Annotated in this window: 13 protein-coding genes; 5 read left to right on the top strand and 8 right to left on the bottom strand. The window is 73.3% G+C overall.

Going from position 1 to position 12,391, the window contains the following annotated elements; genetic code table 11:
* Positions 1-353 precede the first annotated feature (353 nt).
* Genes V1260_RS03380 through V1260_RS03360 form a run of 5 tightly spaced genes read left to right on the top strand, consistent with a single transcriptional unit; the run spans position 354 to position 7,420 of the window.
* On the top strand, positions 354-1,910 hold the full coding sequence (locus tag V1260_RS03380) for a cytochrome ubiquinol oxidase subunit I (RefSeq protein ID WP_329745387.1): 1,557 nt from the start codon (positions 354-356) through the stop codon (positions 1,908-1,910).
* A 14-nt stretch (positions 1,911-1,924) separates the two neighbouring features.
* The gene (gene cydB / locus V1260_RS03375; RefSeq protein ID WP_329745386.1) at positions 1,925-2,983 is read left to right on the top strand and encodes a cytochrome d ubiquinol oxidase subunit II; all 1,059 of its coding nucleotides are present in this window, start codon (positions 1,925-1,927) and stop codon (positions 2,981-2,983) included.
* A gap of 35 nt (positions 2,984-3,018) precedes the next feature.
* Positions 3,019-4,707 carry a thiol reductant ABC exporter subunit CydD gene (gene cydD / locus V1260_RS03370; RefSeq protein WP_329745385.1) on the top strand — a complete coding sequence of 563 codons (1,689 nt, stop codon included), beginning with the start codon at positions 3,019-3,021 and terminating at the stop codon, positions 4,705-4,707.
* Positions 4,704-6,302 (top strand): thiol reductant ABC exporter subunit CydC, encoded by a 1,599-nt coding sequence (gene cydC, locus V1260_RS03365; protein WP_329745384.1) that lies wholly within the window; start codon positions 4,704-4,706, stop codon positions 6,300-6,302. The genes cydD and cydC overlap by 4 nt, the downstream gene beginning before the upstream one ends.
* The gene (locus tag V1260_RS03360; RefSeq protein ID WP_329745383.1) at positions 6,299-7,420 is read left to right on the top strand and encodes a sensor histidine kinase; all 1,122 of its coding nucleotides are present in this window, start codon (positions 6,299-6,301) and stop codon (positions 7,418-7,420) included. Before cydC ends, V1260_RS03360 begins: the two co-directional genes overlap by 4 nt.
* A gap of 29 nt (positions 7,421-7,449) precedes the next feature.
* Here V1260_RS03360 and V1260_RS03355 read toward each other — a convergent pair whose 3' ends face one another.
* Genes V1260_RS03355 through rsmD form a run of 8 tightly spaced genes read right to left on the bottom strand, consistent with a single transcriptional unit; the run spans position 7,450 to position 12,390 of the window.
* A complete protein-coding gene (locus tag V1260_RS03355; protein WP_442878111.1) occupies positions 7,450-8,037 on the bottom strand; it encodes a response regulator transcription factor in 588 nt (195 codons plus the stop codon).
* Between the two features lie 32 nt (positions 8,038-8,069).
* Positions 8,070-8,993 (bottom strand): bifunctional DNA-formamidopyrimidine glycosylase/DNA-(apurinic or apyrimidinic site) lyase, encoded by a 924-nt coding sequence (gene mutM, locus V1260_RS03350; protein ID WP_329745381.1) that lies wholly within the window; start codon positions 8,991-8,993, stop codon positions 8,070-8,072.
* Between the two features lie 2 nt (positions 8,994-8,995).
* On the bottom strand, positions 8,996-9,748 hold the full coding sequence (gene rnc / locus V1260_RS03345; protein WP_329745380.1) for a ribonuclease III: 753 nt from the start codon (positions 9,746-9,748) through the stop codon (positions 8,996-8,998).
* Complete coding sequence (locus V1260_RS03340; RefSeq protein ID WP_329745379.1) at positions 9,748-10,287, bottom strand: YceD family protein; 540 nt, start codon at positions 10,285-10,287, stop codon at positions 9,748-9,750. Before V1260_RS03340 ends, rnc begins: the two co-directional genes overlap by 1 nt.
* 25 nt (positions 10,288-10,312) lie before the next feature.
* Complete coding sequence (gene coaD / locus V1260_RS03335; protein WP_329745378.1) at positions 10,313-10,795, bottom strand: pantetheine-phosphate adenylyltransferase; 483 nt, start codon at positions 10,793-10,795, stop codon at positions 10,313-10,315.
* A gap of 18 nt (positions 10,796-10,813) precedes the next feature.
* The gene (locus V1260_RS03330; protein ID WP_329745377.1) at positions 10,814-11,194 is read right to left on the bottom strand and encodes a DUF3224 domain-containing protein; all 381 of its coding nucleotides are present in this window, start codon (positions 11,192-11,194) and stop codon (positions 10,814-10,816) included.
* On the bottom strand, positions 11,191-11,790 hold the full coding sequence (locus V1260_RS03325) for a GNAT family N-acetyltransferase (RefSeq protein ID WP_329745376.1): 600 nt from the start codon (positions 11,788-11,790) through the stop codon (positions 11,191-11,193). The genes V1260_RS03330 and V1260_RS03325 overlap by 4 nt, the downstream gene beginning before the upstream one ends.
* A gap of 9 nt (positions 11,791-11,799) precedes the next feature.
* Positions 11,800-12,390, bottom strand: a complete 591-nt coding sequence (gene rsmD, locus V1260_RS03320; RefSeq protein WP_329745375.1) for a 16S rRNA (guanine(966)-N(2))-methyltransferase RsmD — start codon at positions 12,388-12,390, stop codon at positions 11,800-11,802.
* Between the last annotated feature and the right edge of the window lies 1 nt (position 12,391).

Raw genomic sequence — 12,391 nt, 5'->3', positions numbered from 1 at the left:
CCTGGTCCCGGATGATCATCGTCCCTGGGGACGGAAGTCTGAGGCCCTCGCCGTCGCGCAGCTCCCTGGAAGGGAGCGCAGCGATGCCGGTCGCGGGAGCACAGCGGTCGCGAGGTTCGCGTGGCCGGTGCACCGACGGGTCCGACGCCGGGAGGTTCCTCCACCCGGTGCGGGGCGGAGGAGCGCCGTGGTCAGTATGGCACAGCGAGGGGCTCCCGCCCCGGTGCGTCGGGTCTCCGGTCCGGCGCGCGCCGCTGGCCCTCGGGGGCACGGGAGAGGACCATGGTCCCCGAGGTCCCGCGACCTGCGCCGTAGGTTTCGTGACAGCGTGTCGTACTCCCGGGAGGATCCCTATGGAAGCCCTCGATCTCGCACGGTGGCAGTTCGGCATCACCACCGTGTACCACTTCATCTTCGTGCCGCTGACCATCGGCCTCTCGCTCATGGTCGCCCTGCTGCAGACCTTCGCGGTCCGGGCCAAGGACCCCGTCCGGAAGGACGCCTGGACCCGCGTGACGAAGTTCTTCGGCTCGATGCTGATCGTCAACTTCGGCATCGGCGTCGCGACCGGCATCGTCCAGGAGTTCCAGTTCGGCATGAACTGGTCCGAGTACGCGCGCTACGTCGGCGACGTCTTCGGCGCGCCGCTCGCCCTCGAGGGCCTGGCGGCCTTCTTCCTCGAGTCCGTCTTCCTGGGACTGTGGATCTTCGGCTGGGGCAAGCTGCCCGAGAAGATCCACCTGTTGACGATCTGGGCGGTCGCGATCGGCACCATGCTCTCGGCGTACTTCATCATCGCCGCGAACTCGTTCATGCAGCACCCCGTCGGCGCCGTGCTCAACCCCGAGACCGGGCGGGCCGAGCTCGACCCCTCCCAGGGCTCGCTGTGGGCGGTCCTCACCAACATCACCGCGCTCGCCGCCTTCCCGCACGTCATCTCCGGGGCGTGGCTCGTGGCGGGCGCCTTCGTCACCGGCATCGCCGCCTGGCACATGGTCAAGCATCATCGGAAGGCCGACGAGCTGGGCCGCGAGACCGCCGAGGGGCGTGATCACCATCTCGCCGCCCGCGACCTCTTCCGCCCCACCCTCCGCTTCGGCGTGGCGATGATGTTCCTCTCCGCCGTGGTGCTGGTGGTCTCGGGCGACTTCCAGGCCCAGATCATGTTCAAGCAGCAGCCGATGAAGATGGCGTCGGCCGAGGCGCTGTGCGTGACCGAGACCGGGGCGAGCTTCTCGATCCTCACCGTCGGCGGCCCCGACGCCTTCTCCGAGCAGTGCGAGGACGTCACCCACCTCATCGAGGTGCCGTACGTGACCTCCTTCCTCGCCACGCACACCTTCGACGCGACGTTGATGGGCGTGGAGGACCTCAACGAGCTCTACAAGGAGGAGTTCGGCGCCACCGCGATCGACGTGCACGGTAACGAGGTGGAGGTCGACTACCGACCGAACCTGTTCGTCACCTACTGGTCCTTCCGCCTGATGATGGGGCTCGCCGCCTTCAGCGGGATCCTCGCCGTCTGGGCGCTGTGGGTCACCCGCGGGAAGGGCGAGAACGCCCGCACCACCGGGTCGAGGGCCCTGAAGTGGTTCGCGGTGCTCGCGATCCCGATGCCCTTCCTCGCCAACGCCGCGGGCTGGGTGTTCACGGAGATCGGCCGTCAGCCCTGGGTGGTCCACCCCAATCCGGACGATCCGACGGTGCGCCTCATGACCCTGCAGGGCGTCTCCGGTCATCCCGCGTGGATGGTCGTGACCTCGCTCGTCGCCTTCACCCTGGTGTACGGCGTGCTCGCGGTGATCTGGTTCCGGATGATGCAGCAGGCCGCTCTGAAGGGCGTGCCGCTGCCGCAGCGGGATCCGGACACGGACGAGCTGGACACCCCCACCCTCGCCTTCGACTACTGAGAAGGGACCCGACGATGCTCGATCCGACTCTCCTGCAGACCGCCTGGTTCGCGATCATCGCGTTCTTCTTCGCCGGCTACTTCGTCCTCGAGGGCTTCGACTTCGGCGTGCAGATGAACGTGGCCGCCTCCTGGCGGCGCGGCTCCGGTGCGCGCGGCACGATCGTGAAGACCATCGGCCCCGTCTGGGACGGCAACCAGGTGTGGGTCATCACCGGCGGCGCGCTCCTCTTCGCGGCCTTCCCCGAGTGGTACGCGACGCTCTTCTCCGGGTTCTACCTGGCCCTGCTGCTGCTCCTGCTGGTGCTGATCGTGCGGGTCTGCGCCTTCAAGTGGCGGGACAAGGTCGACTCCGAGCGCTGGCGCACCTCCTGGGACGTGGTCCACGTGATCGGCGGCTTCGCCCCTGCACTGCTGTGGGGCGTCGCCTTCGGCAACATCGTCGCCGGCGTCGCGATCGACCAGAACCACTGGGTGACCACGTCCCTGCTGGGCCTGCTCAACCCCTTCGCCCTGCTCGGCGGCGTCGTGTTCGTCCTCCTCTTCTGGCTGCACGGCACGGTGTACCTGACCCTCAAGCTCGAGGGGCCGCTGCGCGAGGACATGCACCGCCGCGCCGCGGTGCTGGTCTGGCCCACGATCGTCGCCGGCGCCGCCTTCCTGCTCTGGTTCCAGCTCGCCCACTCCCGCTCGGGCCTGACCTGGATCCCGCTGCTGCTCGCCGCCCTGGCCCTGGTCGCGGTCGTGCCGCTGACCCGGATGCGGCGCGAGGGGCTCACCTTCGGCGCGACCGCCACCGCGATCATCGCTGCCGCGGTCACCCTCTTCGGCGGCCTGTTCCCGTACGTCCTGCCGGCCACGAACGATCAGGCGAACTCGCTCACCGTCGTGAACGCCTCCTCGACCCCGCACACCCTCACCCTGATGCTGGCGGCGCTCGCGGTGCTGCTCCCGATCGTCCTGGCGTACACGATCTGGACCTACCGGGTGTTCCGCCATCGGATCGGCGAGGACTCCGGCCCCGCGTCCGGCTCCCCGCTGATGGAGCGGGCCCGCGGCGCCTACCGTCCCTGACCCCTACTGGCGGGTGTTCGAGCATCCTGACCCCCGTGAGCAGCTCCTCCCCGGCGCGCCGGGCGCCCCTGGACCCCCGCCTCGTGCGGGAGGTGCGGGCCGCCCGGCGCCACGTCGCGCTCACCGTCGTCCTGGGGTTGGTGCAGGCGGCGGCGGTGATCGCGACGGCCCTGCTGATCGCTCGCCTCGGCGCGGCGCTGCTCATCGACCACCGCCTGCCCGGGGACTCCCCCGCCCTGCTCCTCGGGCTCCTCGGAGCACTCGCGGTCCGTGCGGCGGCCGTGCTCGTCGAGCAACGGACCGCGCACCGGGCCGCGACCGACGCGATCGGCGAGCTGCGCCGCCGGGTCGTCGCGCATGCGGCCGAGCTCGGCCCGCGCGCCGGCGCCGGTCGCGGCGCCGACCTCGCGGCGCTGGCCACCACGGGCCTGGAGAAGCTGCGCCCCTACCTCGTGGGGTACGTCCCGCAGCTGCTGCTCGCCCTCACCGTGACCCCGCTGTGCCTGCTCACGATCGGCCTGCTGGACCCGCTGAGCGCCGTCATCGCGGTGGTGACACTGCCGCTCGTGCCGCTGTTCATGATCCTGGTCGGGAAGCTGACCGTCGGCCGCTCCGAGGCGCTGATCGCCGACATGCGCGCGCTGTGGGCCCAGCTGCTGGACCTCGTCGACGGGTTGCCGACGCTGCGGGCCCTCGGCCGCGAGCGCGGGCCCGAGCTGACCGTGCGCACCCTCGGCGACCGCCACCGGGCCTCCGCGATGGGCTCGCTGCGCTACGCCTTCCTCTCCTCGATGGTGCTCGAGCTGCTCGCCACCCTGTGCGTCGCGCTCATCGCCGTGAGCATCGGCATGCGCCTGGTCTACGGCGAGATGGACCTCGCCCCCGCCCTCGCGGTGCTGGTCCTCGCCCCGGAGCTGTACCTGCCGCTGCGCAACGTCGGCGCCCAGTACCACGCCTCGACCGACGGCCTCGCCGCGGTGCACGCCGCCTTCGAGGTGCTCGAGGAGCCGATCCCGGAGGACGGCACCCTCCCCGCCCCGGACCTGCGCGGCGCGACCCTCGCGCTGCGCGGGGTGTCGGTCCGCTCGCGGGACGGCCTCGCCCCCGAGCGGGCGGATCTCGAGCTGCGCCCCGGCCTCGTCCACGCCCTCACCGGGCCCTCCGGGAGCGGCAAGACCACCGCCGTGCAGGTGCTCCTGGGCCTGCTCGCCCCCGATGACGGCCGGGCCGAGGTGATCGCCGCCGACGGCACTGTCCATGACGTGCGCGAGCTCGAGCGCCGCAGCCTCTGGGACCAGGTCGCCCATCTCCCGCAGCGTCCCGTGCTGCCGCCGGGCACCCTCTGGGAGGTGCTCCGCTCCGCGCGCCCCGAGGCCACCGAGGCAGAGCTCGCCGCGGCCGCGGCGGCCACGGGCCTGGACCGGGTGATCGCCGCCCGCGGCCGGGACGCCGTGCTGGGTCGCGCAGGGCACGGGCTCTCCCTCGGGGAGCGGCAGCGGCTCGCGCTCGCGCGGGCGCTCCTCTCCCCCGCCCCGCTCGTCGTCCTCGACGAGCCCACCGCCCACCTCGACGGAGCGTCCGAGGCGGTCGTCCTCGACCTCATCGACACTCTGCGCGCGCAGAGGCGGACCGTCCTGGTGATCGCGCACCGATCGGCCCTCGTCGCCCGCGCGGACGACGAGACCGCGGTGGCGCGGGCCGACATCGAGGCGGCCCTGGCATGATCCGCATACTCGAGATCCCCGTCGGCCGGCTGGCCGCGGCCGTGCTCGCCGCCTGTGCCACCCTCGGCGCCGCCTTCGCGCTCGCCGCCGTCTCCGCCTACCTGGTGACCCGCGCCTGGACCATGCCGCCCGTGCTCGACCTGACCGTCGCCGTGGTCGGCGTGCGCGCGCTCGGCGTCTCCCGCGGCGTCTTCCGCTGGCTGGACCGCATGCTCACCCACGACGTGGCGCTGCGCGGCGTGGTCACGCTGCGCACGAACCTCTTCACCGCCCTCGCGACCCGGCCCGGGGATGTCCTGACCCGGCTGCGCCGCGGCGACCTCCTCGCCCGGCTCGGCGACGACGCCCAGGAACTCGGCGACCACGTCATCAAGGCGGTCGTGCCCGCCCTCGTGGCCGCGGTGATGGCGGTGGTGGTCCTCGCGACCTTCGCGCCGCTGTCCTTCGCGGCGACCGGAGCGATGCTCCTCTCCCTCGCCGCGGCGAGCCTCCTCGCCCCGTTCGCCGCGCACCGGGCCGCGCGCCTCTCCGAGGAGGCGGTGCTCGAGAGCCGTTCCGGAGTGACCGCCGCGGCGCTCGAGGCTCTCGACGACGCGACCTCGCTGCGTCTCGACGGTCGACTCGAGGAGGTCCTCGTCGAGCTCGCCGCCCGCCAGGAGGGCCATGACCGGGCCGTGGACCGGGCGGCCCTGCCCGCCGCGATCGCCGCCGCCGCGGTGCCCGCCGCGATGGTCCTCGCGGTCCTCGGCTCGCTGCTCGCCGCGGGCGCGGCCTGGGAGGCGGGAGCGCTCTCCGCGGGGCAGATCGGCATCCTGCTGCTGCTCCCGCTGTCCTCCTTCGAGGCCTCCACGGCCCTGCCGGCCGCGGCCTCGCAGCTCGCCCGTACCCGGGCGGCGGAGCGGCGGCTCACCGCGCTGCTCGGCCCCGAGGGCGAGAGCGAGCCGGCCGTCCCCACCGAGCGGCGCGAGCGCGCGCGGCTCACGGCGCGCGGCCTGACCGCGGGCTGGAGCGCCGATTCGCCGCGGGTGCAGGATCTCGACCTGGACCTGGCACCCGGGGCGCGCCTGGCGATCACGGGCGGCTCGGGCGTCGGCAAGTCGACACTGCTGGCGACCCTCGCGGGGCTCCTCTCCCCGCTCGACGGCACGGTCACCACCGACGCCGGCTCGCTGCGCGAGGCCGTCACCTTCTTCGCCGAGGACCAGCACGTCTTCGCGACCACGCTGCGCGAGAACCTCAAGGTGGTGCGCCGCGACGTGACGGACGCGGAGGCGCGCGCGGCCCTCGCCGCCGTCGGCCTCAAGGACTGGGCGGGGCTCGATGCGATGCTCGGGCCGGACGGCACCACCGTCTCCGGCGGCGAGCGACGCCGCCTGCTGCTCGCCCGCGCCCTGCTCCGCCGCGGCCCCGTGCTGCTGCTCGACGAGCCGACCGAGCATCTCGACCCCGAGCGGGGCGACGCCCTGCTCCGCGCGCTGCTCACCCCCGGTGATGAGAGCCTGGTCCCGGCGGCGTCGACGGTCGTGGTGGTCACCCACCGCACCGAGGCGATCCCCGCCTCCGCCCCCGTCCTGCACCTCGAGGAGAGCCCATGAGCCCGACCGTTCCCCCGGCGCGCGCCGACCGACCGCGCATCCAGGACCTCGCAGGCGCCGTCCTCGCCGGCGGGGACACCGAGGACCTGCTCACGCTCCTGGTGGGCTCGGCCCGCACCGACCTCGCGGCGAGGAGCGCCCTGCTGGTGCTCCCCCTCGAGGAGGGCCGCTGGTCGGTCGAGATCGTCGAGGGCGCCGACCAGGAGAAGCTGCTCGGGGAGGAGATCGGCCCCGGAGGTCCGCTGGGCCGGGCCCTGCTCGAGGCGGATGCGGAGCGGATCGAGGTGATTGGCGAGCTGCTGGGGACGACCGCGCTGTGCGCGGTGATCGACGGCGCCGATCAGGGACTGGGAGCGCTCGCGGCGATCCGCGGAGAGGACGCCGCCCCGTTCACCGCCGCGGACCGGGAGCGGCTCGACGCCCTCGCCGGCCTCATCGCGCTCGCCCTGCGCGTGCCGTCGCTGCGCTCGTCCGCGGAGCTCGACGACGAGCGCTCGCGGATCGCCCGCGACCTCCACGATCTCGCGATCCAGGAACTGTTCGCCGTCGGCATGGAGCTCGAGGGGCTCACCGATGCGCTCTCCGACAAGGGCGAGCCGCCCTCGAACACGCGCCTGCGCGCCTCGATCAGTTCCTCCGTGCAGGGGGTCGAGAACGCGGTCGCCCAGATCCGTCAGATCGTGCAGTCGCTGCGCCGCGAGCGGGCGGAGGCGACCCTCACCGAGCAGCTGCGGCACGAGGTGGGACTGGCGACCTCCGGGCTCGGCTTCGTGCCCGCGCTGCGGCTGCCCCCGCACCCCTCCGAGATGGATGCCGAACTGCCGCCCGAGATCGCCGAGGACGTCGTTGCGGTGGTGCGCGAGTGCCTCGCCAACGCCGCCCGCCACGCGCACGCCACGGCCGTCGCCGTCTCGATCAGCGTCTTCTCCGAGGGGGTGGACCGGGTCGTGCAGGTCAACGTCTCCGACAACGGCCGCGGCATCGATCCGACGGTGCGGCGCCGCTCGGGCCTCGCGAACATGTCCAGCCGCGCCCGCCGTCACTCTGGCTGGGTCGATGCGATCAGCCTCGAGCCCGGCACGATGATCTCGTGGCGGGTCACGCTCCCGACGGGCTGAGGCGCGTGCCGCTTACCGGCGGCGCAGGGTCACTTCCAGCCGGCGCGCCGACGGGCCGCGACCATCGCCGCGACCTGGGTGCGGCGCTGCATCCCGAGCGTCTGCAGGATGACGGTGACCCGGTTCTTCACAGTCTTCTCGGCGATGCCGAGCTGCTCGGCGATCTCGCGATTGGAATGGCCGTCACCGATCAGGTCGACGATCCGCTGGTCCGAGGGGGACAGCTCCGGAGTGCCCTCGTCCTGATCGGCGGGCCACAGGGTGCGGCCCGCGCGGACAGCCCGGATCGCCTCGACGATCTCCTGCGAGCGCGCGGACTTCAGGATCAGGCCGCGGGCGCCGACGGCCTGCGACTCGTGCAGCGCGGCGTCGTCGTCGAAGCTCGTCAGAACCAGCATCTGCTGCTCGGGGTCGAGCTCGCGAGCGATGCGCATGACGTCGATGCCGGTGCCGTCGGGCAGCTGCAGGTCGACGACGAGCACATCGGGACGGATCGCGGGCAGTCGACGACGGGCCTCGGCCACCGAGGACGCCTCCCCCACCACCTTGAGAGACGCGGACGCCTCGATCGCCATGACGATGCCGCGGCGGACCACCTCGTGGTCATCGACCAGCATCACGCGGATCGGGGCCTGCTCGTCGGTCGCGCTCACTCGGCGTCCTTCCTGGTCACGCCCGTGCTGCGCTGACAGCGGGGGCAATAATGGCTACTTCGGCCCTGGGAGATGGCCCGCTCGATGAATCTACCGCACCGTCGGCACGGCTCCCCCTCGCGTCCGTAGGCGGCGAGGCTGCGGGCGAAGTACCCCGGCTCCCCCTGCGCGTTGACGTAGAGGGCGTCGAAGCTCGTCCCGCCCACGTCGAGGGCCCGCTCCATCACGGCCCGGGCGGCGCGCAGCAGCGCGAGCGCCGTGCGCTGGGAGAGGGCGGAGCCGGGGGTGTCGTAGCGGACCCGGGCGGCCCACAGCGCCTCATCGGCGTAGATGTTCCCGATCCCGGAGACGATCCCCTGGTCCAGCAGCAGCGACTTCACCGCGCGGCGACGGCCACGCAGGGTCCGGGCGACCTCCGCGAGGTCGAGAGCGGGATCGAGCAGGTCGCGGGCGATGTGCGCGGCGTCGACGGGCAGCAGGGCATCGGGGCTGCCGAGCGCCGCGAGGCGCCTGTCGGCCGCCTCGACCAGATCGCTGCTCCAGAGCCCGCCGAAGAGCCGCTGGTCGATGAAGTCCACCCGCGCCCCGTCGTCGAGGGTGAGGCTCACCCGGCGATGGCGCTGCGGATCCGGGCCGCCGGGGGTGACCAGTCGCAGCTGGCCGCTCATGCCGAGGTGGGCGAGGAGAGCCTCGCCGGACTCGGCGCCGTCGGCCTCGGCGAGCCGCCACCACAGGAACTTGCCGCGGCGCGCGGCCGCGGTCATCGAGCGACCGACGAGCAGGGCGCGCAACCGGTCCTCACCCCCGTCCTGGCGGCGCAGGGACCGGGCATCGAGGACCTCGAGCGCGGTGATGGTCCGACCGACGGTGCGGGGCGCGAGACCGCGCCTCACCACCTCGACCTCGGGCAGTTCGGGCACGCTCAGCCCCGCGGGATGAGGGACTCGCCGCGCTCGGCGAGGACGGCGCGGACCGCCTGCTGGGCGGCCGCGAGCTCGGCGTCCTTCTTCGAGGCGCCCTCGCCGCTCGCGGTGACCACCCCGGCGACGGTCACCGTCGCGGTGAACAGCTTCTGGTGCTCGGGCCCGCCTTCGGTGAGCACGTAGGACGGGGACTGCCCGGCGGCGGCCGCGATCTCCTGCAGGCGGGACTTGAAGTCGTAGCTGGTCTCGAGGAACTCGTCGGAGCTCAGCAGCGGCTCCATCAGCTCGAGCACGAAGCGCCGCGAGACGGACTGACCGAGCGCGAGATGGACCGCGCCGATCACGGCCTCGGTGGTGTCGGCGAGGATCGAGGCCTTCGCCCGGCCGCCGGTGAGGTCCTCCCCGCGGCCCAGCTTCACGTACGCGCCGAGGTCCAGGCGGGAGGCGATCACGGCGAGCGCGCGCGTGGAGACGGTGCCGGCGCGGCGCCGGGCGAGGTCGCCCTCCGGGAGGGTCGGGTGGTCGGCGTAGAGCTTCTCGGTGATCGCGAGCTGCAGCACGGCGTCGCCGAGGAACTCGAGGCGCTCGTTGTGGGGCACCTCGTCGTTCTCGTAGGACCAGGAGCGGTGCGTCAGGGCGAGGTCGAGCAGGCCCGAGGCGCGCAGATCCGCGGACTGCGCACCGTCGAGCGGCAGATGATCCAGCAGCCCCGCCGGGTCGGCGGCCTCGGTGGCGCGGCGCCTGCGCGCCATCAGCGCTCCTCGCCGGCGTCGAAGAAGCCCTCGAGCGCCGCGAAGCGCGGATCGGTCACGTCGTGGCCGTGCTCCGGGTCGTCCTCCATGCGGAACCCGCACTGGGGGCAGAGGCCGGGGCAGTCCTCGCGGCACAGGGGGCGCTCCTCGGCCTCCATCGCGAGGCCGTCGCGCACCAGCGGACCGAGGTCGACCTCGTCGCCCTCGAGCAGCACCGAGTCCTCGCGGTCGGCGGCCTTGACCTTCTCCGGGTACAGGAACAGCTCGTCGACGCGGGCGACGACGTCCTGCTCGACGGGGTCGAGGCAGCGGGAGCACTCGCCCTGGAGGCGGGCGGTCACGGTGCCGTGGACGTAGATGCCCTCGACCACGGACTCGAGCTCGGCCTCGACGAACAGCTCGCCGCCCTCGGGGACGGTCATGGCGACGGCATCGCTCTCGGGGGCGCCGGCGGCGACGGTGCGCTCGACGTGGCGGTGGGATCCGGTGCGGCCGATCAGGTCGACGGCATCGAAGCGGAGGTCGGACGCGACGCTCATGGGAGGGGTCCTCTCGGGAGTCGGATCAGGAGGCGGCGCGGAGCGCGGCCAGGGCGGGGGCGGGGAGCATGTCGGAGACGTCGCCGCCGAGGGCGTGGACCTCGCGCACGAGGCTCGAGGAGATGTGCGCGAGGGTCGGGTCGGTCAGCAGCAGCACGGTGTCGACCCCGGCGAGGTGGTGGTTCATCCGTGCCATCGGTTCCTCGTAGGCGAGGTCCAGCTGGGAGCGCAGGCCCCGGATGACGGCGCCCGCCCCGACCTCGCGGCAGAAGTCCACCAGCAGGCCCGCGGGGAGGGTGCGGACCTCCGCGGAGCTGTCCAGGCCCTCGGCCGCGAGCGTCTCGGAGATGACCCGGCGGCGCGCATCGAGGCCCAGCAGACCCTGCTTCGCGGGGTTGTGGGAGACGGCGACGATCACGTGCAGGTCCAGGGCGGCCGCGCGGCGGATCAGGTCCACGTGTCCCAGGGTCAGGGGGTCGAAGGACCCGGGCAGGACGACGGTGCGCATGCCGACACTGTAGTGCGGTCAGCCGAGGGTGATGCTCACCGTGTGCACGCCGGCGTCGTCGATCTCGCCGATCTCGAGGGTGCCGGTGAGGCCCGCGAGCTCTCCCGTGCCGGAGCCGGGTGCGAACGCGTAGCGCAGCTCGGGCTCGCCCTCGGCCATGGTGCCGAGCTGGAGGAGGGTCACGGCGCCGCGGCGGCCGCCGATCGTGCCCTCGAAGCGCTCGAGGGCGACGTAGCCGGCGCTGCCGGTCGCGGGATCACCGGCGGTGAGCATGAGGCCGCGGCTGGTGCCGTCGAGATCCCCGGTCCAGGTCTTCTCGAGGTCGAGGCGGGCCTCGGCGGGGTGGAGTCGGTCGCCGGGGGTCATCGCGATGGTGAAGGTGGCCGTGAGCGTCGTCATGGGGCCATCCTGCCCCCTCCGGTGCGCTGCTCCCAGTACTCCTCGGCGAGGACGGCATAGGAGGCGCCGTCGAGCCACTGCCCGCTGCGGTGCAGGGAGTCCTGGCGGCTGTGCGCCTCCTGGCGCATGCCGATCTTCTCCATGACGCGGCGCGAGGCGACGTTGTCGGCGAAGCACTCGGCGGTCACGCGGCGCAGTCCGAGGTCCTCCACGGCGATCTGCAGCAGGGCGGCGGCGAGCTCGGTGCCGAGGCCCTCGCCCTGGTGTCCGGGGTCGAGGGTCCAGCCGAGCTCGGCCACGGTGCCGCGGGCCCGCTCGACCATGTCGGCCTGGCTCCAGGCGTCGCCGACCTTGATCATGCCGGTGCCGACGATCTCCTCGCCGCGCAGAGCGACCAAGGTCGATCCGAGCCGGTCCGGGTCGGTCCACCAGGCCTCGAGGGCGGGGAGGTCCTCGGGCAGGGTGGTGGTCCACTCCTGCACCTCCGGCCGTCCGTACCAGGGCCAGATGCGTGCGGCGTCGGCGGCCTCGGCGGGGCGCAGCGCGAGGCGGTCGGTGCGCCTCGGCCAGGTCAGCTCGAGCAGGGTGCGGGTCACACGCTCAGGCTAGTCCTCCGCGTGCGCCGTGCCGTCGACGCGCACATCGGGCCCGCCGAACTGCAGCACCGTCTCGCCGTAGGTCTTCGTGCCGTCGTCGGTCCAGCCGGTGGGCCAGGTGATCGGCGAGGTGCGGCTCGAGCGCTCGATCACCACGAGCGCCTCGTCGGAGAGGGCCGGACGGAGTACCTCCAGCAGTTCCTCGAGGGCGGAGGTGGGCACGTCGTAGGGAGGGTCCAGGAAGACCAGGTCCCAGTCCGCGCCGGGGGCCAGCTGTGCGGCGACCGTCTCGGCGCGTCCGGCCCGGACCTCCGCGCGGCCGCGCAGGCCGAGCTCCTCGAGCGTGCGCCGCAGTTGCTTCGCGGTCGGCGGATGCAGCTCGACCAGCAGGGCGCGGGCCGCGCCACGGGAGAGGGCCTCGAGCGCGAGAGCGCCGGTGCCGGCGTAGAGGTCCAGGACGCGCGCGCCGCGCAGCGCGTCCCAGCCGTCGAGGCGGGAGAAGAGCGCCTCCCGCACCCGGTCGGAGGTGGGGCGGGTCCCCTTCCCGGGCGGTCCGGGGATGGTGCGTCCGCCGAGGTCTCCGCTGATCAGCCGCGGCATC

This window comes from Brachybacterium sp. J144 (genome assembly GCF_036321705.1).
Classification (GTDB): domain Bacteria; phylum Actinomycetota; class Actinomycetes; order Actinomycetales; family Dermabacteraceae; genus Brachybacterium.
The sequence above is the reverse complement of the archived record's forward strand: the minus strand, read 5'-3'. Positions and strand labels throughout refer to the sequence as shown.

Coding starts and splice junctions, on each gene's coding strand:
- V1260_RS03380 (WP_329745387.1), top strand. CDS start 354: ATGGAAGCCCTCGATCTCGCACGGTGGCAGTTCGGCATCACCACCGTG.
- cydB (WP_329745386.1), top strand. CDS start 1,925: ATGCTCGATCCGACTCTCCTGCAGACCGCCTGGTTCGCGATCATCGCG.
- cydC (WP_329745384.1), top strand. CDS start 4,704: ATGATCCGCATACTCGAGATCCCCGTCGGCCGGCTGGCCGCGGCCGTG.
- V1260_RS03360 (WP_329745383.1), top strand. CDS start 6,299: ATGAGCCCGACCGTTCCCCCGGCGCGCGCCGACCGACCGCGCATCCAG.
- V1260_RS03355 (WP_442878111.1), bottom strand. CDS start 8,037: ATGCTGGTCGATGACCACGAGGTGGTCCGCCGCGGCATCGTCATGGCG.
- rnc (WP_329745380.1), bottom strand. CDS start 9,748: ATGGCGCGCAGGCGCCGCGCCACCGAGGCCGCCGACCCGGCGGGGCTG.
- V1260_RS03340 (WP_329745379.1), bottom strand. CDS start 10,287: ATGAGCGTCGCGTCCGACCTCCGCTTCGATGCCGTCGACCTGATCGGC.
- coaD (WP_329745378.1), bottom strand. CDS start 10,795: ATGCGCACCGTCGTCCTGCCCGGGTCCTTCGACCCCCTGACCCTGGGA.
- V1260_RS03330 (WP_329745377.1), bottom strand. CDS start 11,194: ATGACGACGCTCACGGCCACCTTCACCATCGCGATGACCCCCGGCGAC.
- rsmD (WP_329745375.1), bottom strand. CDS start 12,390: ATGCCGCGGCTGATCAGCGGAGACCTCGGCGGACGCACCATCCCCGGA.